The organism is Mycobacterium sp. E1214 (genome assembly GCF_001666755.1).
Lineage (GTDB): Bacteria > Actinomycetota > Actinomycetes > Mycobacteriales > Mycobacteriaceae > Mycobacterium.
The window spans coordinates 1-17,540 of sequence record NZ_LZJC01000091.1 but is presented as its reverse complement, the minus strand read 5'-3'; the positions used below and the strand labels follow the sequence as shown (position 1 = coordinate 17,540).

The window sequence follows — 17,540 nt, the reverse complement described above, 5'->3', positions numbered from 1 at the left end:
TGGCCCGTGGGATCGAGCCGCCGCCCCCGCCGCCCGTGGCGTCCACCACCGTCGGACCCGACGGCCGGGAAATCCCGCCGCGGCGGCTCGATCCCACGGGAGGCGCTCCGCTCGACAAGTTGCAGCAGGTGCTGCAGGACGCCGCGGGCGGCGCGCCGTAACGGTCTGTCAGGCTGGCGGAGTGAACGAGTTCGACGGGCCGCCGTGCCCGTGCGGCAGCGGCGCCGGTTACCGCGCGTGTTGCGGCCCGTTGCACCTCGGCGAATCGCAGGCCCACTCGGCCGAGGCCTTGATGCGCTCGCGGTACTCGGCCTTCGCCTACGCCGACGCCGACTATCTGTTCCGCACCTGGCACCCTCGCACACGCCCGCCCGACGTCACCGTCGATCCCGCCATCACCTGGACCGGCTTGCAGGTCATCGACACCGTCGCGGGCAGGCCCGCCGACGACACCGGCGAAGTGGAGTTCACCGCCCACTTCCGGTCGCGGGGACGCGCCGGGCTCCTGCACGAGCGCAGCCGCTTCCAGCGCCGGGCGGGCCGCTGGTTCTATGTCGGCGCCGCGGAAGATCCGTGATTAATTCCGGCGTTGACACGCTCTGATCGCCCACCCACCCCAAGCAACCCGAGGAACGAGGCACCGCCATGACCGCAGACCTGCCCGACACCGCCCTTGAACTGCGGTCGTTGGTGACCTCCGACGGCACGCTGGAAATCTCGCTGCACGACGTGCCCGTACCGACACCCGGGCCCGACGAGGTGCTGGTGCGCGTCGAGGCCTCGCCGATCAACCCCTCCGACCTCGGCTTACTCGTCGCGAGCGCGGACCTGAGCGCGGCAACGGTCAGCGGCACCGCCACGCGTCCCGTCGTCACCGCGCCCGTCGCCCAGGCCAGCCTGAAGGCACTAACCGCGCGCCTCGACAAGTCACTGCCGGTGGGCAACGAGGGGGCCGGCACCGTGGTGGCCGCGGGATCCTCCGACGCGGCCCAGGCGCTGCTCGGCAAGACCGTCGCGATCGCCGGCGGCGCGATGTACGCGCAATACCGCGCGATCGACGCCGCGGCCTGTCTCGTGCTGCCCGACGGCGCGACGGCCAGGGACGGCGCCGCCTCGTTCGTCAACCCGATGACCGCGCTCGGCATGACGGAAACCCTTCGGCGCGAAGGCCATACGGCTCTGGTCCACACCGCCGCCGCGTCCAACCTCGGCCAGATGCTGGTCAAGCTCTGCGCGCGCGACGGCATCCCACTGGTGAACATCGTCCGCAAGCCCGAGCAAGAGCAGCTACTGAGGTCGCTCGGCGCGACCCACGTGCTCAATTCGACCTCGCCGTCCTTCTCGGCCGACCTCGTCGAGGCGCTCACGGCGACATCCGCCACCCTCGCCTTCGACGCCACGGGCGGCGGAACGCTGGCCAGCCAGATCCTCAACGCCATGGAGGAGGCCGCCAGCGCGACCGCGGCGGAGTACTCGCGCTACGGGTCGAGCACCCACAAACAGGTTTACATCTACGGAGCGCTCGACACCGGACCCACGGTGCTCAACAGGAACTTCGGCATGGCTTGGGGCGTCGGCGGGTGGCTGCTCACCTGGTTCCTGCAGACCGCGGGTGCCGAAACCCTCGGCCGGCTGCGCCGCCGCGTCGCCGCGGAACTCACCACCACATTCGCGAGCAACTACACCCGCGAGGTCACGCTGGCCGGCATGCTGCAACCCGACGCGTTCAACGGCTACCTCCGGCGCGCCACCGGGGAGAAATTCCTGGTCACCCCGCACGCCGGCGGCTGACCTGTGGAGCGAGTGACGGGACTCGAACCCGTGTATACGGCTTTGCAGGCCGCTGCCTAGCCGCTCAGCCACACCCGCACGAACCGTCACCCTGCCAGGACGGCCCGTCACCGCCCAGCGTTTTCCTCGGCCCGATCCTTTTCCCTCGGCGACAAGCCCGGCGCCGGCGGCTAAGTTACCGGGTATGTGGGTTGGCCGCCGGTTCGGCGCTGTCCTTTCGATCCTCACCGTGGCGGTGCTGCTGGCGCCTCCCGCCGGGGCGCAACCACCGACAAAGCTCACCGACCACCTCACCGACAGCAGCGGGGTGCTCACACCCGCCGACCGCGCGGCCGTCAACGCCGCCATCGACCGGCTTTACCGCGACCGCCACACCCAATTGTGGGTGGTCTACGTCGACAACTTCTCCCGGTTCCGGCCCGACAACTGGGCCGACCGGACCCGCAGCACCAGCGCCATCGGTGACCGGGACGCGCTGCTCGCGGTGGCCACCAACACCAAGCTGTACACGTTCACCGCGTCGGCGCAGAGCATCTCAGCCGGCGACCTGAACAGCTTGCGTAGCAACAAGATCGAGCCGGCGGTACGCACCAGGGACTGGGCCGGCGCCGCGGTCGCCGCGGCCGACGGGTTGACGACACCCGCAACCGCGGCCGCGCCACCGCCGAGCCCGCCGGAACCCGCGTGGAATCCGCAACAGCCCCCCAAGCCGCCCTGGGTGACGATCGCCGTCGGTGCCGCCGCCATCCTGCTCGCCATCGTGGTGCTCGTCGTCGTCCTGCGTGCGCGCCGACGGCGCGCCGGCCCCGGCGCGGGACACGCGGACGCCCACGCGGCCGGCGACCCGTTGTCGCGGGCGCTGTCGACCGCCGAGACCCGCCTGCGGCAGATCTCCGACTACGCCGCCCGGCATCACGACGCCCTCGGCGCCGAGGCGCGGGCCCGGCTCGACGCCGCGAACGGCGAGCTGGCGGCGGCGCGGGAGGCGGCGGTCGGTGACGGCGCCGCGGCGATCGCGCACGCCAACAGCGCGTCGACGCTCGCCGCCGAGGCGCAGACGCTCGCCAACGCCGACGTCGCGGCGGCGCACCGGCCGCGGCGTCGTGGGAGCGCCTCCGCGAAGCGGTGACCGGGGGACACGCCGTCGCGGTGTCGCCGCAACCGCTAAGCTGGCGCATATCGTGTAGTGAGCTGGCGCTCATATCGTCGCATTAACGTCGCGAATCAACGAACGACTTTGATTGTCAAACGCATTGCTGCGCGGACATTGGGAAACGCGTAAGTATGGCGCCGATCAGGAACGCACCAATCACGAGCGTCGTTAACCGACAGGGTGGCCGCGCACAGCGAGGCGGTGCCGCCAGGAGCAGCACCAAAGCCTGACAACGCAGATCCACGGGGGGAACCATGGCGATCACGGACATTCCGGCATTCGCCCACTTGACCGACGCCGACATCGAGAACCTGGCCACGGAGCTGGACGCGATTCGTCGAGACGTCGAGGATTCGTTGGGGGAGCGTGATGCGCGCTACATCCGTCGCGTCGTGGCCACCCAGCGCGCCCTCGAACTGGCGGGCCGGGTGGCCTTGGCGGCCAGCTCCAAGCGAACCGCGTGGTGGGCGGGAACCCTGACCCTCGGTGTGGCGAAGATCCTCGAGAACATGGAGATCGGCCACAACGTCATGCACGGGCAGTGGAACTGGATGAACGATCCGGAAATCCACTCGACCACGTGGGAGTGGGACATGAGCGCGGCGTCGAAGCACTGGGTCGCCGCCCACAACGTCGCGCACCACAAATACACCAACATCCTCGGCATGGACGACGACGTGGGTTACTTCGTCCTGCGGGTCACTCGCGACCAGCCGTGGCAGCCCTACAACGTCGGCAACCTGCTGTACAACGCCGCCCTGGCGCTCGGATTCGAGTGGGGGATCGGCCTGCAAACCGTCGACTTGGAGAAGCTCTTCGACGACGGGCCGGAGCGCGACATCGCGGCCGAACGCACCCGTGAATTCGTCACCAAGGCGGGCCGGCAGGTGGTCAAGGACTATCTGGCGTTCCCCGCGCTCACGGCGCTCTCGCCGGCAGCCACCTACACCTCGGCGGTGAAGGCGAACGCGACGGCCAACGTCATCCGCAACGTGTGGGCCAACGCGGTGATCTTCTGCGGACACTTCCCCGACGGCGCCGAGAAATTCACCGAAACCGATATGGTCGGCGAGTCGAAAGGGCACTGGTACCTGCGACAGATGTTGGGCAGCGCCAACTTCGAGGCCGGGCCCGTGCTGCGGCTGCTCAGCGGCAATCTGTGTCACCAGATCGAACACCACTTGTTCCCCGACCTGCCCAGCAATCGGCTGCACGAGGTGTCGGTGCGGGTGCGGGCGTTGTGCGACAAGTACGACTTGCCGTACACCACAGGCTCTTTCGCGGTGCAGTACGGCAAAACCTGGCGGACCATCGCCAAGTTGTCGGTGCCCAATTCCTGGCTGCGCGACACCGCCGACGACGCCCCTGAGACCCGCAGCGAGCGGATGTTCGACCGGCTCGAGCCCGGCTACGCTGCGGCCACCGGGGCGACCGGACGCCGCCGCGGGCTCAAGACCGCCATCGCCTCCGTGCGCGACTGGCGCTCCACCAACGGCCGTCGCCGAGGCGCGACCCGGGTGCGCGCGTAACTCATCCGATCGAGTCGGCGCCGCGCTGACCCGCTGCTCACGGGCCGCTGCGCCAGTGTTCGATCCTGTGATGATCGGGGGCGAACCCGTGCTCGATGCCCCACAGGACGGCTTGGGTTCGGCTGCCCGCGTCGATCTTTCGATAAATCGTCCGGATATACGACTTGACCGTGTTGGGGCTCAGATACGTCAGCCTCGCCACGTCGGCATTGCTCTTGCCTTGTGTGATGAGGGCGAGGATCTCCGCTTCCCGATCGCTGAGCCCTTCGCCGCGGCCCGGCCAGTCGAGGCCCGGGGCGCTGCGCGCCCGCAGGGGGGCGTCGCTGATCACCGTCGCACCGGCGTGCACGGCCTCCAACGCGGCCACCAATTCTCGCGCCGGCAACGTCTTCGATAGGTACCCGTGCGCCCCGTGGCGCTGAGCGCTCGCGATCAGGTCAGGGTGAAAGTTCCACGTGTACACCACGACTCGATGCGCGCGTGGGTTGGCGACCAAGACGGCGATTTCGTCCTGATCCGACTCGGGCTGGGCGAACGAGTCGTACAAGACGATGTCGACGACGTCGTCGACGGGCATCGACGAGTCCAGCTCGGCGACCACCACCCGGTCGCGGTAGCGGTCGAGCATGTTCGCGACACCCATCACGACCACGTCGTAATCGTCGACGAGCGCCACGGTGATCGGGCGGGCTGGGGGCATGCGGGCGAGATTACCTCCCTAGGGGTGTATTACCACCCCCTTTCGGGTGGTCGACTTAAGTACGTCAAGCACACGCGCGACGGGTCTGCCATCGGACCGCAGATCTCAGCAGATCGGAAAGGCTCACCATGATCATTCTCGGCATTGTTCTCATCGTCCTCGGCCTCGTATTACCAAGTCTGGTACCGACTTTCGCGTTCGCCCATCTGCTCGTCGTCGCCGGAGTGATCCTGTTGATCGTGGGGGTCGTCCTGGCCATCCTGGGTTCGGCCGGCCGCGCCGTCGGGGGACGCCGGCACTACTACTGAGGGAGCCGGCCCGCATCGGGCGACACGACGTCGTGCGCCCGATGCGGTCGCCTGAGTTTGGCCTTGTGCCGGCCGTGACTCTGTTCTACCTTGAGTTAGGTAAGGGTACCCTAACTTTTGGAGTGACATGGACACCTTGACTTCCGCACCGGTCTCCGACGTCTTGGCCCGGCTGTTCGACGAAGCCCGGGCCGCCGACGGGGACCTCGAGGCGCGGTTCACCGAGCTGGGCGACGGCCGCGACAACGCGATCGCGGAGCTGCTCGCGCGCGAGGCGGCCGATTACAAGGGGCTCTACCACGGTTCGCGGACAATTTCCTGAGCGTGTCGGCCGAGTTCGGCCAATTCCTCTACATCTGCGCCCGGGCGCGGCAGGCCAGGCGCATCGTCGAGTTCGGCACGTCGTTCGGCATCTCCACCATCTATCTCGCCGCGGCCTTGCGCGACGGTGGTGGCGGTGAACTCATCGGAACAGAACTCGAGCCCGCCAAGGCGCGGCGGGCGCGGGAAAACCTCGGCGCCGCAGGGCTGGACGACCTCGTCGACATTCGGGTGGGAGACGCCCTGGAAACGCTCCGCGAGGACGTCGGCGACGACATCGACCTGGTATTGCTCGACGGGGCGTTCACCCTTTACCTGCCGGTGCTCAAACTCCTTGAGCCGCATCTGAACCGGGGCGCCCTCGTCATCGGGGAGAATGCCGTCGACGAGTCGGGCGAGTACCTGGCCTACGTGCGCAATCCCGAGAACGGTTACCGCACCATCCCGCTGCCCTTCGACCGGGGCCGCGGTAACGAGATGTCGGTGCGCACCGCCTGATTCGCGACCACCGGCATTGGCTACACCGGTGATTCGAAGTGTTCGCCGTGTTCGGGCGCGGACGGGCGGAGTCCCGGTGCGGGCGCGCGGCGCCCAGCGGTTAGCGTCGAACAAACCCACAGAGGGGACAGCGAATGGCGGGTGCTCCGAATTCAATGATGGCGGTGCTGGCGTCGATCGCGCTCGCCTCGGGCCCCGCGGCCGCCGCCGCACCCGTTCCCCTCGATCTCGCACCCGCGAAGATCGACGTCAGCGTCGCGACCGTGACCTACGACTGCGGGGCCCAATCGCCGATCAGGATCGTCGGGCAGGATTCGACGATCACCCTGACCGGGTCCTGCGGCGAGGTCGACGTCACCGGAATCGCAAATACCGTGAACCTGCCGAAGGTGGCCGTCATCAACGTCTCCGGTACGGGCAACCACGTCACCTGGGAGCAGGGGCCGGGCGGCGGCGCCCTGCCGCGCATCAGCAATCCCGGCGGAGCCAACGACATTCGCGGGCCCGGCGGCATTCAAATCCAAGCGGGCCGCGGCTGACGCTGGCCCTGATCGCGCGCTCGTGCCACGATGGCGGCATGGGTGACGACGCACCGGCATCGGAACGCGAATTCAACGAGCGCAACATCGAGGAGTTCCGCCGAAACGGCGGCAAAGTCGGCGGACAGTTCGAAGGTTTCCCGCTGCTGCTGTTGACTTCGACGGGCGCGCGCAGCGGCGCGCAACGGGTCAACCCCGTCGCCTACTTCGAGATTGACGGCGGCATCTACGTCGTCGGTTCCGCGGCGGGTCGGGACAAGAGTCCCGCCTGGGTGCACAACATCCGCGCGACCCCCCTCGTCACGGTCGAGATCGGCGCTGACCCGCCCAAACCCGCCACCGCGCGCGAATTGCCGCGCGAGGAGCGCGATTCCATCTATCGCGTCGTCGTCGAACGCGCTCCCGGCTTCGGCGAATACCAGGAACGCACCGACCGGGTGATCCCGGTGTTCGAATTGGTCTGGAACTAAGCGGACGCCGATTCCGCAACGTCGCGTCGCCGACCCGGGCACAATGAGGGACGCCGAAGATCGGACGACAACGAGATGAGGTCGGCGATGAGACAGGTGTTGCGGCGCTCGGCGGTCGGCGCACTGGCTCTCGGGCTCGTGGGGGTGCCGGGGGTCCTCACGCCGGTGACCGGTCGCGCCGACGGCGACTGCGCCCCTGGGTGGGCCTGGAGCTTCGAGATGAACCAGTGCGTGTTCGTGCTCCCCGCCGCCAACGGACCCGGGGGACCGGGCGGGCCCGGGGGACCGGGCGGGCCCGGGGGACCGGGCGGGCCCGGCGGACCGGGCGGGCCCGGCGGACCGGGCGGCCCCGGGTTGCCGGGTCGGCGTTAACCGGCGCCGGCCTTGCCCCGCGAAACGCGGCGCGGGAACTCCCGCGCGCTGCGTTTCGTTATACTGGCTAAGTAACATGTGATTCCGAGGGGGAAGGCACCCACATGGCACGTACGGACAACGACACCTGGGACCTGGCCACCAGCGTCGGCGCCACCGCGACGATGGTGGCGGCCGCCCGCGCGATCGCGAGTAAGGCCGACGACCCGTTGATCAACGACCCGTTCGCCGAGCCGCTGGTCCGCGCGGTCGGCGTGGACTTCTTCACGCGGTGGGCCGACGGCGAACTCGCCGCCGCGGACGTCGACGACGACGAGTCCACGTGGAAGCTCGAACACATGCCCGCGGCGATGGCCGCCCGCACCCGATTTTTCGACTCCTTCTTCAGGCCGCCACGGAGGCGGGCATTCGGCAGGCGGTGATCCTCGCGTCCGGACTGGACGCGCGCGCCTACCGGCTGAATTGGCCGGCCGGCATGACGGTCTTCGAGATCGACCAACCGCAGGTCATCGAATTCAAGTCGACCACCCTGGCCCAGTTGGGCGCCGCGCCGCGGGCCGACCTGCGGACCGTGGCCATCGATCTGCGGCAGGACTGGCCGAAAGCGTTGACCGAAGCCGGCTTCGACACCAACCAGCCCGCCGCGTGGATCGCCGAGGGTCTCTTCGGTTACCTGCCGCCCGAGGCGCAGGACCGGCTGCTGGACAACATCACAGGTCTCAGCGCTCGCGGCAGCCGGTTGGCCGTCGAGGCCATCCCGGACCGGCCGGACCTCGATACCGAGAAGGCGCGGGAGATGATGCGCCGCGCCACCGCCAGGTGGCGGGAGCAGGGCTTCGAATTGGATTGGGAAGAACTGGGTTTCGAGGGGGACCGCAACGACGTGGCCGACTACCTGGGCAATCTGGGGTGGACTTCGCACGGGAAGAAGATGAGCGACCTGTTCGCCGAGAACGGTTTGGCCGCGATACCGCAGACCAATGATTCCGTGTCGATGGCCGACACCATCTACTACAGCTCGGTGCTGGACAAATGACGTCGGCGCAGCGACGCGGCCTGAACGACGCGGTCACCGGCCTGTGGAGTTTTCTCGCACCGGTCTACGACCTGCCGTTCTTGCAGCAGTGGGTCTACCGTCCCCCGCACGACGAGGTGATCGCGCAGTTGCGGGCCCACGGCGCGCGCAAGATCGCAGATGTTGCCTGCGGCACAGGGATTTTGAGTGACCGCATCCAGCGTGAACTGCAGCCCGAGAAGATTTACGGCGTCGACATGTCCGACGGCATGCTCGGCCAGGCTCGGGCCAGGACCGACCAGGTGGAGTTCTTGCGCGGCCCCGCCGAGCAGCTTCCGTTCGACGACGGTCAGCTCGATGCCGTCGTGACGACCTCGGCGTTCCACTTCTTCGACCAGCCGGCGGCCCTGCGCGAGTTTCACCGCGTCCTGGCTCCCGGGGGGCTCGTCGCCGTCTCGGCGCTGAGCACGCGCCGGCCCCTGTTGCAGACGCCCGGCTCCAGCAAGTGGAAGCCGCAACACAACGCCTCCCCGGCGGAATTCCGATCCCTGTTCGAATCGGCCGGATTCACCATCACCGACCAGCACCGGATCCCGCGTCCCGCGTGGACGCGTTTCGTCTCCGACCTCATCACCGTCGGCACCAAGGGGTGACGACCGACGCGACGAACGACCATCGCGCGTCGGACAATTAACTCCTCAATGACAACTAACTCCCCAACGACAACGCCCGCTCCGCCATTCGGCGAAGCGGGCGTTGTGTCAGCTAACCGTCACAGCGGGATCCACACTCCGAAGAGCCAGAAACCCCACTGGTTGAAGCCGGGGTCCCAAATGGGAGTCTCCTGGTAGCCGTAGTAGTTGATCGGGCCGTAACCCCACGGCGCACCAGGCGGCGGTAGCGGCCGATCCCACGCCGGCCGCGGGGGAGCGCCCGGGCCCCAGGGGCCAGGCCCATCGCCCCACGGAGCTCCGTGGAAGTAGCCCCGCTGAGCATCCCCGTGCCACGGCCCGCCCGGGCCGCCGGGTCCGCCCGGTCCACCGGGACCGCCCGGTCCACCGGGTCCACCGGGGTGGCCGGGTCCGCCCGGTCCGCCCGGTCCAGGTCCACCGGGGCCGTCGGGGTGGCCGGGTCCGCCGGGTCCGCCTGGTCCGGGGCCGCCGGGACCGGGACCACCCGGTCCGCCGGGACCGCCCGGCCCGCCGGGGCCCCCCGGGCCGCCGGGATGGCCACCACCACCGGGACCACCGGGCCCACCCGGTCCGGGACCGCCGGGCCCACCGGGGCCGCCCGGTCCGCCGGGAGCGGTTGGCGCGTGGAAATCACTGGGCACGGGGCCCCCGGGAGCGCCGTGGCCGCCCGCCCCGGGGCCTCCGGGGCCGGGGGCGGCACTGGCCAGCCCGGTGCCCATGCCCAGCGCCGCGGCGCCGAGAGCACCGGCGACCGCGATCCCCCCTACGAATTGTTTGAGCTGCATAGTCCTTCACCTATCTACTAGTGAATTCCTGAGAATTCCCCCCTTACACATTGAGACCCTAAGTAACCACCCTATGTCGCGGCTGTGAAAGCCCCATGCGCAGCGTTTGCCCTTACGGCGAACCGCGCGGCGCGAGGCCGCGCCTGGCGCCGTCGTGCCCCTCATCCGCCCCCGACGCCGTCGGAGCGCGGGTCAAAAAAGCGGCTCTACCGGCTGGTTTGGCAAGCCTACGTTGGCTGGTGGGACCGAGCTCAGGCCGTTAGTGTTGCCGCCGTGTCCAATACCGTTCACCCCGACGAACCCCATGCGGGATCGGTGTCGGCCAAGTTGAATTGGCTGCGCGCCGGCGTGCTGGGAGCTAACGACGGCATCGTGTCCACCGCCGGCATCGTCGTCGGAGTCGCCGCGGCCACGGTGCAGCGCGCCCCGATCCTGACGGCCGGAAGCGCCGGACTGGTCGCCGGGGCCGTGTCGATGGCGCTCGGCGAATACGTCTCCGTCAGCGCCCAGCGCGACACGGAGAAGGCGCTGCTGAGCAAGGAGCGTCGGGAGCTCCACGCGGATCCCGCGGCGGAGCTGGACGAACTCGCGACGCTCTACGAAGCGAAGGGCCTGACGGCGGGAACCGCGCGCAGGGTGGCCGAGGAGCTCACCGACGTCAACCCCCTGCTCGCGCACGCCGAGATCGAACTCGGCATCAACCCCGACGAGCTGACCAACCCCTGGCAGGCGGCGTTTTCGTCCGCGTTGTCCTTCGCGATCGGCGCCTTGCTGCCGCTGGTCGCCATCCTGGCCCCGCCCGCGACGTGGCGAGTTCCCGTCACCGCCGTCGCGGTGCTGCTGGCCCTCGTCGCCACCGGCGCGGTGTCGGCGTCGTTGGGAGGCGCCGCGAGGCGACCCGCCGTGGTGCGCAACGCCGTCGGCGGGGGTCTCGCGCTCGCGATCACCTACGCGATCGGCCACCTGGTCGGCGCCGCGATCGGTTGACCGAGTCCGTCGGCACCAGCTTTCGGCTACAACCCTTTCGGGGCGTCCCGCACGGCCTGTACCGCCGCCGGGTCACCGGCGAGGTCGACGTTGGCGTGCCGCCCCACGGCGAACAACAGCAACTCCTCGGGCGCGCCCGTGACCGTGACGGCGGGCCCCTGCCCGGCCGTCAGCACCGTCTTGCCCTCCGTGGTGCGCAACGCCACCCGTCCCGGGGCCTTGGCCAGGGTTAACCGGGCCATCAGCGACAGGGTGCGGCGCAGCGCCGCACTGAGGTCCGGCGCCAGTTCCCGCGGCGTCCAATTCGGCTGCGCGCGCCGCACGTCCTCGTGATGGATGAACATCTCGGCCACGTTGGCCACCGGGTCGAGCGCTTTGAGTGGCGAGTAGAGCGGGGGACCGGCGGCGATCTTGTCGACAAGCTCGTCCCATTCGGTCCGGTCGGCCACCTTGTTTTGCACCTTCTCGGTGTGAGACGCGAAGAAGGGGATGAGGATGCCGGGCGCCGCGTCCGGGCGGTACTCGCGGATCACCAGGTGCGCGGCCAGGTCGCGGGTCTTCCACCCCTCGCACAGCGTGGGCGCCTCCGGCCCGACGCTGCGCATGGTCTCCACAAGGGCGGCGCGTTCGCGCTGAGCTACAGACATCTGTTCAGACTAGAGCCGGCGGCCGCGGGGCAGGGCGGGTCCACCGAACACCGCGAGCCGGCGGCTCGGTAAATTTGAGTGGTCATGTCCACGAAGGGAGACCCGGGAAACGTCATGAACGCGCACGTCGAGCAGTTGGAGTTTCAGGCAGAGGCACGGCAGCTGCTGGATTTGATGATCCACTCCGTCTACTCCAATAAGGATTCCTTCCTGCGGGAGCTGGTCTCCAACGCCTCGGACGCCCTGGACAAGCTGCGCCTGGAGGCCTACCGGAACAAGGACCTCGACGTCGACACCTCGGATCTGCACATCGACATCGAGGCGGACAAAGACGCGCGCACCCTGACCATTCGCGACAACGGCATCGGCATGACGCGCGACGAGGTCGTGGACCTGATCGGCACGCTGGCCAAGTCGGGCACCGCCGAGCTGCGCCAGCAACTGCGCGAGGCCAAGAGCCAGGGCAACGAGGCCGCCTCGGAGGAGCTGATCGGCCAGTTCGGCATCGGCTTCTACTCCAGCTTCATGGTCGCCGATAAGGTTGAGCTGCTCACCCGCAAGGCCGGCGAAAGCGCCGCCACCCGTTGGGAATCGGCCGGTGAGGGCACCTACACCATCGAATCGGTCGACGACGCGCCGCAGGGAACGTCGGTGACGCTGCACCTCAAGCCCGAGGACGCCGAGGACGAGCTGCACGACTACACCTCGCCGTGGAAAATCCGCAACCTGATCAAGAAGTACTCCGACTTCATCGCCTGGCCCATCCGGATGGAGGTCGAGACCCGCACCCCCGCCGCCCTGGACGAGGAGGGGGAGGCCGGCGAGGAGACGGTGACCATCGAGACCGAGACCCTCAACTCGATGAAGGCGTTGTGGGCCCGCCCCAAGGACGAGGTCTCCGAAGAGGAGTACCGGGAGTTCTACAAGCACATCGCCCGCGCCTGGGACGATCCGCTCGAGGTCATCGTCATGCGGGCCGAGGGCACGTTCGAATACCAGGCACTGCTGTTCATCCCGTCGCACGCGCCGTTCGACCTGTTCAACCGCGACGCGCAGACCGGCATCCAGCTCTACGTCAAGCGCGTCTTCATCATGGGCGACTGCGACGAGCTGATGCCCGAATACCTGCGCTTCGTCAAGGGCGTGGTCGACGCACAAGACATGTCGCTCAACGTGTCCCGTGAGATCTTGCAGCAGGACCGGCAGATCAAAGCCATCCGCCGCCGCCTGACCAAGAAGGTGTTGTCCACCATCAAGGATCTGCAGTCCGAGCGGCCCGACGACTACCGCACGTTCTGGACGCAGTTCGGCAGGGTCCTCAAGGAGGGCCTGCTCAACGACTTCGACAATCGCGAAACCCTGCTGCAGATCTCGTCTTTCGCCTCGACGCACAGCGAGGAGGAGGCCACCACGCTCGCCGAGTACGTGCAGCGGATGAAGGAAGGTCAGGAGCAGATCTTCTTCGCCACCGGGGAGACGCGCCAGCAGATCCTCAAAAGCCCGCACCTCGAGGCGTTCAAGGCCAAGGGCTACGAGGTGCTGCTGCTCACCGATCCGGTCGACGAGGTGTGGGTGGGCACCGTCACCGAGTTCGACGGCAAGCCGCTGCAGTCCGTCGCCAAGGGCGAGGTGGACCTCAACGCCGACGGGGACGAGAGCGAGGCCGAGCGCGAGGAACAGCAAAAGGACTTCGCCGACCTGCTGACGTGGATGAAGGACATTCTCGCCGACCATGTCAAGGAGGTTCGTCTCTCCAACCGGTTGACGGACTCGCCCGCCTGCCTGATCACCGACGCGTTCGGTATCACGCCGGCCCTGGCGCGGCTGTACCGCGCGTCCGGGCAGGACATCCCCGCCGGCAAGCGCATCCTCGAGCTCAATCCCCACCACCCGCTGGTCACCGGCCTCCGCGAAGCACAGCACGACCGCGCCGACGACCCGGCCGTCGCCGAGACCGCCGAGCTCCTCTACGGCACAGCGCTTCTCGCCGAAGGCGGGGCCCTCGACGACCCGGCCAGGTTCGCCGAACTGCTCGCCGATCGGCTGACGCGCACGGTGTGACACCTCACTGCTGATCGGGGATCGGCCGGCGGCGCGCGACCGTTGAATTGGGTAATGACGTCCACGCAGGAATTCGCCACGGCCGCGCCCACCCTGTGGGTGCCGTCGCGGGTCTTGGTGACCAAGTCGGCGTCCGAGCTGCCGCACGGTGCCGCCATCGTGGCGCGATGCGAGGCCGCCGGCGTTGCCGACATCGTCGTGCTGAACGGCGACCGCTTACCGCCGACGCGCGCCGAGAGCGAGCGCGCCGCGTACGCGCTCGCCAAGCGCACCCTCGCCGTCGTCGTTGCGCCGCCCAGCAAGCGGCGCCTGCAACCGATCCCGCCGAGTGCCGACTGGCGCATCGACCTCGCCGAGGGCTGCCCGGCGCACTGCCAGTACTGCTATCTGGCGGGATCGTTGTCCGGGCCGCCGATCACCCGCGTATACGCGAACCTGCCCGAGATCTTGGGCGAGATGGACGGATACGTCGGTCGCGGCACCATTACCTCCGCCTCGCCCGACCGGGCCGAGGAGGGCACCACCTTCGAGGCGTCGTGCTACACCGACCCACTGGCCCTGGAGCACCTGACCGGGTCGTTGTCGGCCACCATCGCCCACGTCGGAACGCGCGAGTGGGCGGCGCCGGTCGGACTCCGGTTCACCACCAAGTTCGACGACGTCGCGCCGCTGCTGGCGTTGCCGCACGCCGGCCGTACCCGGGTGCGAATGTCGGTCAACGCCCCCGAGGTCTCGGCGCGATTCGAGGGCGGCACCGCACGGCTGCCCCGGCGCATCGCCGCGCTACGGGCCCTCGCCCAGGCGGGGTATCGCGTCGGGCTGACCATCGCCCCGATCATGCCGGTCCCGGGCTGGCGGGAGGGTTACGGGACGTTGTTGCGGGACGTCGCCGCGGCCCTCGACGACGTCCCGGGCGTGGATCTCACGGTGGAGTGCATCACCCACCGATTCAGCGCGGCCAGCAAGAAGGTGCTGCTCGATTGGTATCCGCGCACCAAGCTCGAGATGGACGAGGCGGAACGGACGCGCAAGATCGGCAAGTTCGGCGCAGCCAAGTTCGTGTATCCCAAGGACACGATGACCGAGATGCGGTCCTGGTTCGACGCCGAGCTGGCGGGGGTGCTGCCCGCGGCTCGGGCGCTGTACTGGACCTGACGGCGCTGCCCGCTCGGCAACGAGCCGCCCCGCGCGCCCCCATTTTGCGGCCGAGCCTCGACCGCAAACCGGATTCAAACGCGTGCGGCGGGGATAATCTCACACCATGGCCGAGTTTCGCGTGATCGATCCGCACGGCGCGATCGTCGCGGCAAAGAACTTCAGCAGCGCCGAGGCCGCCTACGCCTGGTTCACGGCGTACATCGCAGACGACTCGGAACTCGGCTGGCGCATGGAGGTCAACGACGAAGGCAGCTGGGCGTTCTTCGACGACACTCAGGGATTCACCGCGCCGGTGAGCCGCCGCCGCGAGCCGCGCTGAGCCGAGCGGCTCGCCGCATCAGTTCTGCTCGCCTTGGCGCAGCACGCGGTGCAGCAGTTCACCGGTGTCGAGCAGGTGCCGGCTGACCAGCGCCTGCGCCTTCGGGACATCGCGCTGACGCACCGCTCTCATCAACGCCGCGTGGTCGCGGTCGGACTCGCTCTTGAAGGAAGGCAGCGAGAACTTGAGCCTAAGGTAGCGTTCGCCACGCTGGTGCAGCGTGCGGATCAGGTCGAACAGCCGGGGCCGCGCGGCCGGTTCGTAGAGGCTCAGGTGGAACGCCTCGTTGCGCGAAACATACAGCGAGGGATCGGTTTCGGCCTTGGCCGCCTTGCAGAGCGCCTCGGCGTGCCGCAGTGACGCCGGTGTGTGCACGGGAATGGCGATGCCGATCGCCAGGCTTTCCAACGCCGCGCGGATCTCATAGATCTCGCGGGCGTCGTCGGCCGACAACGGCGCCACGGCAGCGCCCTTGTTCGTCTCGACCTTCGCCCAGCCCTCGCTCTCGAGTTGGCGCAGTGCCTCGCGAACCGGGATAGCGCTGACGGAGAACTGACGTGCTATCGCGTCCTGGCGCAAGGGTGTCCCCGGCGCCAGGTCGCCGTCAACGACCGCTTTGCGTAGCGCATCGGCGATTGCCCGCGCCGTTCCGCCATGCCCGGCCCGTCCCGGTCTGGCCGGCAACGAGCCGACGGGCGACCCCGGTGTGGTGTTTTGCACCACAAAATTATATACAATATGGCGGGGGTCACCAGAACAACACGGAGGCCGGCTTGAGCTCAACGACAGAGCGGGTGCAGCGGACGCCCGGTAAGACACCGCTGAATCGTTCCCAGAGCGCCGGCTTTTGGGGCGCCTGGACGGGCTGGACGCTCGACGGGATGGACTCGTTCATCTACGCGCTCGTCCTCACGCCCGCCCTGACCGAGCTGTTGCCGCGATCGGGATACACCGCGACACCGGCGAACGTGGGTCTCGCCGGATCCATCCTGTTCGCCCTGTTCCTGGTGGGCTGGGGTCTGTCGTTCATCTGGGGGCCGATCGCCGACCGCTTCGGGCGCACCAAAGTGCTGGCCGCGACCATTTTCACCTTCGCGATTTTCACCGGGCTCTCGGCGGCGGCGCAGAACGTCTGGGAGCTGGCCGCATTCCGATTCATCGCCGGCGTCGGGATCGGCGGGGAGTGGGCGCTCGCGGGAACCTACGTGGCCGAGGCGTGGCCGGAGGACCGACGCAAGATGGGCGCGGGATACCTGCAGACGGGTTACTACGCGGGCTTCTTCCTGGCCGCCGCGCTGAACTACACGGTAGGCGTGCACTTCGGTTGGCGGGCAATGTTTCTGACCGGTGCGGTGCCGGTCGTGGTCGCCATCGTGATCCTGACGCGGGTCCAGGAGACCGAGAAGTGGCAGCAGGCGGAGGCCAGCGCCGCGGCACCGGTGCGGCCGTTGCGGGAAATCCTGGGGCCGCGCTACCGCCGCCGCACCTGGGTGGCGTGCGCGTTGGTGACGATCGCGATCGTCGGGCTGTGGGCCGGCACCGTCTACGAACCCACCGCCGTCATCCAGCTGGCGCAGAAGGCGGGTTTCGACAAGGGCGGCGCCACCAAGACCGCGTCGCTGGCCACGGGGCTGCTGTCGATCGGCACCATCCTGGGCTGTCTGGTGTTGCCGATCCTGGCCGAGCGGGTGGGGCGGCGCAAGACCGCCGCCATTTACTTTGCGGGCATGGCGATTTCGATTGTCGGCAGCTTCGGCTGGGCCTTCTCTGTGCACGACGGCCTCGCGCTGTTCATCGCGTGGTTGTTCTTGCTCGGCTTCTTCGGCGGCAACTTCGCGCTGTTCAGCCTGTGGCTGCCCGAGCAGTTCGAGACGCGGGTGCGGGCGACGGCGTTCGCGTTTTGCACATCGTTCGGGCGTTTCGTCGGCGCGGGCGTCAACTTCGTGCTCGGCGCCGCCGTGCTGCACCTGCACACGTTGGGGCTTCCGGTCGCATTGACGGCTGTCGCCTTCGTCGTCGGCGACGACCTACCCGCGGCTCCCCCGAAGGGCCGCTGGCACGCCGCTATTGCGGCAGCGTCTCGCCGCGCGTTTCGGGAGCCAGCGGGATCACCAGCAGGCCGACGACGAAGGCGACAGCCGTCAATGCGACCGGAAGCCCCAACGTGTGCAGGTGCAGCACGGCGGCGCCGAGCA

19 protein-coding genes, 1 tRNA gene and 1 pseudogene are annotated in these 17,540 nt (G+C 68.7%); 16 read left to right on the top strand and 5 right to left on the bottom strand.

Annotation, left to right across the window (positions count from 1 at the left end; translation table 11 throughout):
- Positions 1 to 181 precede the first annotated feature (181 nt).
- Together A5700_RS12815 and A5700_RS12810 are read left to right on the top strand one after the other, a co-directional pair.
- Entirely contained in the window at positions 182 to 577 is a 396-nt protein-coding gene (locus A5700_RS12815) for a YchJ family protein (RefSeq protein ID WP_068069801.1), read from the top strand.
- A 68-nt stretch (positions 578 to 645) separates the two neighbouring features.
- Entirely contained in the window at positions 646 to 1,791 is a 1,146-nt protein-coding gene (locus tag A5700_RS12810) for a zinc-binding dehydrogenase (protein ID WP_068069799.1), read from the top strand.
- 4 nt (positions 1,792 to 1,795) lie between these two features.
- Here the strand turns inward: A5700_RS12810 and A5700_RS12805 are convergent.
- Positions 1,796 to 1,869: transfer RNA gene (locus A5700_RS12805), tRNA-Cys, on the bottom strand.
- A gap of 106 nt (positions 1,870 to 1,975) precedes the next feature.
- On the opposite strand from A5700_RS12805, the gene A5700_RS12800 reads away from it, so the two are divergent.
- Both A5700_RS12800 and A5700_RS12795 read left to right on the top strand, forming a co-directional pair.
- On the top strand, positions 1,976 to 2,920 hold the full coding sequence (locus A5700_RS12800; protein WP_068069797.1) for a YgcG family protein: 945 nt from the start codon (positions 1,976 to 1,978) through the stop codon (positions 2,918 to 2,920).
- Positions 2,921 to 3,198: 278 nt separating this feature from the next.
- The gene (locus A5700_RS12795; protein ID WP_068069794.1) at positions 3,199 to 4,473 is read left to right on the top strand and encodes a fatty acid desaturase; all 1,275 of its coding nucleotides are present in this window, start codon (positions 3,199 to 3,201) and stop codon (positions 4,471 to 4,473) included.
- A 37-nt stretch (positions 4,474 to 4,510) separates the two neighbouring features.
- Here the strand turns inward: A5700_RS12795 and A5700_RS12790 are convergent, their stop codons facing one another.
- A complete protein-coding gene (locus A5700_RS12790) occupies positions 4,511 to 5,173 on the bottom strand; it encodes a response regulator transcription factor (protein ID WP_068069792.1) in 663 nt (220 codons plus the stop codon).
- Between the two features lie 128 nt (positions 5,174 to 5,301).
- On the opposite strand from A5700_RS12790, the gene A5700_RS12785 reads away from it, so the two are divergent.
- From A5700_RS12785 to A5700_RS12760, 7 genes and pseudogenes are all read left to right on the top strand, one after another.
- Positions 5,302 to 5,481 carry a DUF6131 family protein gene (locus tag A5700_RS12785; protein ID WP_068069790.1) on the top strand — a complete coding sequence of 60 codons (180 nt, stop codon included), beginning with the start codon at positions 5,302 to 5,304 and terminating at the stop codon, positions 5,479 to 5,481.
- 127 nt (positions 5,482 to 5,608) lie between these two features.
- Entirely contained in the window at positions 5,609 to 5,803 is a 195-nt protein-coding gene (locus tag A5700_RS26975; protein WP_231973780.1) for a hypothetical protein, read from the top strand.
- A 2-nt stretch (positions 5,804 to 5,805) separates the two neighbouring features.
- Positions 5,806 to 6,300, top strand: coding sequence for an O-methyltransferase (locus A5700_RS12780; protein ID WP_231973779.1), 495 nt, complete (start codon positions 5,806 to 5,808; stop codon positions 6,298 to 6,300).
- 134 nt (positions 6,301 to 6,434) lie between these two features.
- The gene (locus tag A5700_RS12775) at positions 6,435 to 6,839 is read left to right on the top strand and encodes a DUF3060 domain-containing protein (protein ID WP_082959906.1); all 405 of its coding nucleotides are present in this window, start codon (positions 6,435 to 6,437) and stop codon (positions 6,837 to 6,839) included.
- Between the two features lie 38 nt (positions 6,840 to 6,877).
- A complete protein-coding gene (locus A5700_RS12770) occupies positions 6,878 to 7,309 on the top strand; it encodes a nitroreductase family deazaflavin-dependent oxidoreductase (protein WP_068069786.1) in 432 nt (143 codons plus the stop codon).
- A gap of 476 nt (positions 7,310 to 7,785) precedes the next feature.
- Positions 7,786 to 8,717 (top strand): annotated as a pseudogene (locus A5700_RS12765) (class I SAM-dependent methyltransferase).
- Entirely contained in the window at positions 8,714 to 9,349 is a 636-nt protein-coding gene (locus A5700_RS12760) for a class I SAM-dependent methyltransferase (protein ID WP_068069783.1), read from the top strand. Before A5700_RS12765 ends, A5700_RS12760 begins: the two are co-directional and overlap by 4 nt.
- A gap of 119 nt (positions 9,350 to 9,468) precedes the next feature.
- Here A5700_RS12760 and A5700_RS25360 read toward each other — a convergent pair whose 3' ends face one another.
- Positions 9,469 to 10,173, bottom strand: coding sequence for a chitin-binding protein (locus tag A5700_RS25360; protein WP_082960473.1), 705 nt, complete (start codon positions 10,171 to 10,173; stop codon positions 9,469 to 9,471).
- Between the two features lie 273 nt (positions 10,174 to 10,446).
- On the opposite strand from A5700_RS25360, the gene A5700_RS12750 reads away from it, so the two are divergent.
- A complete protein-coding gene (locus tag A5700_RS12750) occupies positions 10,447 to 11,160 on the top strand; it encodes a VIT family protein (protein ID WP_068069779.1) in 714 nt (237 codons plus the stop codon).
- A gap of 26 nt (positions 11,161 to 11,186) precedes the next feature.
- Here the strand turns inward: A5700_RS12750 and A5700_RS12745 are convergent, their stop codons facing one another.
- Positions 11,187 to 11,807, bottom strand: a complete 621-nt coding sequence (locus A5700_RS12745; RefSeq protein WP_068069777.1) for a TIGR03085 family metal-binding protein — start codon at positions 11,805 to 11,807, stop codon at positions 11,187 to 11,189.
- A 114-nt stretch (positions 11,808 to 11,921) separates the two neighbouring features.
- Here A5700_RS12745 and htpG point away from each other — a divergent pair, with 114 nt between their 5' ends.
- From htpG to A5700_RS12730, 3 genes are all read left to right on the top strand, one after another.
- Complete coding sequence (htpG, locus tag A5700_RS12740; protein ID WP_068069807.1) at positions 11,922 to 13,868, top strand: molecular chaperone HtpG; 1,947 nt, start codon at positions 11,922 to 11,924, stop codon at positions 13,866 to 13,868.
- 54 nt (positions 13,869 to 13,922) lie between these two features.
- Positions 13,923 to 15,023 carry a radical SAM protein gene (locus tag A5700_RS12735; RefSeq protein WP_068069775.1) on the top strand — a complete coding sequence of 367 codons (1,101 nt, stop codon included), beginning with the start codon at positions 13,923 to 13,925 and terminating at the stop codon, positions 15,021 to 15,023.
- 106 nt (positions 15,024 to 15,129) lie between these two features.
- Positions 15,130 to 15,345 carry a hypothetical protein gene (locus A5700_RS12730; protein ID WP_068069773.1) on the top strand — a complete coding sequence of 72 codons (216 nt, stop codon included), beginning with the start codon at positions 15,130 to 15,132 and terminating at the stop codon, positions 15,343 to 15,345.
- Positions 15,346 to 15,363: 18 nt separating this feature from the next.
- Here the strand turns inward: A5700_RS12730 and A5700_RS12725 are convergent, their stop codons facing one another.
- Positions 15,364 to 16,065: a GntR family transcriptional regulator gene (locus tag A5700_RS12725; RefSeq protein WP_082960475.1), complete on the bottom strand. Its 702-nt coding sequence runs from the start codon at positions 16,063 to 16,065 to the stop codon at positions 15,364 to 15,366.
- A gap of 53 nt (positions 16,066 to 16,118) precedes the next feature.
- Between A5700_RS12725 and A5700_RS12720 the strand changes: the two genes are divergently transcribed.
- The coding region (locus A5700_RS12720; protein WP_197502821.1) for an MFS transporter at positions 16,119 to 17,540 on the top strand (1,422 nt) is incomplete at its 3' end.

Bases quoted from the DNA above. Each gene is read 5' to 3' on its own strand.
- A5700_RS12730 (WP_068069773.1), top strand. From the start codon at position 15,130: ATGGCCGAGTTTCGCGTGATCGATCCGCACGGCGCGATCGTCGCGGCA.
- A5700_RS12735 (WP_068069775.1), top strand. From the start codon at position 13,923: ATGACGTCCACGCAGGAATTCGCCACGGCCGCGCCCACCCTGTGGGTG.
- A5700_RS12775 (WP_082959906.1), top strand. From the start codon at position 6,435: ATGGCGGGTGCTCCGAATTCAATGATGGCGGTGCTGGCGTCGATCGCG.
- A5700_RS12770 (WP_068069786.1), top strand. From the start codon at position 6,878: ATGGGTGACGACGCACCGGCATCGGAACGCGAATTCAACGAGCGCAAC.
- A5700_RS12795 (WP_068069794.1), top strand. From the start codon at position 3,199: ATGGCGATCACGGACATTCCGGCATTCGCCCACTTGACCGACGCCGAC.
- A5700_RS25360 (WP_082960473.1), bottom strand. From the start codon at position 10,173: ATGCAGCTCAAACAATTCGTAGGGGGGATCGCGGTCGCCGGTGCTCTC.
- htpG (WP_068069807.1), top strand. From the start codon at position 11,922: ATGAACGCGCACGTCGAGCAGTTGGAGTTTCAGGCAGAGGCACGGCAG.
- A5700_RS26975 (WP_231973780.1), top strand. From the start codon at position 5,609: ATGGACACCTTGACTTCCGCACCGGTCTCCGACGTCTTGGCCCGGCTG.
- A5700_RS12800 (WP_068069797.1), top strand. From the start codon at position 1,976: ATGTGGGTTGGCCGCCGGTTCGGCGCTGTCCTTTCGATCCTCACCGTG.
- A5700_RS12810 (WP_068069799.1), top strand. From the start codon at position 646: ATGACCGCAGACCTGCCCGACACCGCCCTTGAACTGCGGTCGTTGGTG.
- A5700_RS12785 (WP_068069790.1), top strand. From the start codon at position 5,302: ATGATCATTCTCGGCATTGTTCTCATCGTCCTCGGCCTCGTATTACCA.
- A5700_RS12745 (WP_068069777.1), bottom strand. From the start codon at position 11,807: ATGTCTGTAGCTCAGCGCGAACGCGCCGCCCTTGTGGAGACCATGCGC.
- A5700_RS12790 (WP_068069792.1), bottom strand. From the start codon at position 5,173: ATGCCCCCAGCCCGCCCGATCACCGTGGCGCTCGTCGACGATTACGAC.
- A5700_RS12760 (WP_068069783.1), top strand. From the start codon at position 8,714: ATGACGTCGGCGCAGCGACGCGGCCTGAACGACGCGGTCACCGGCCTG.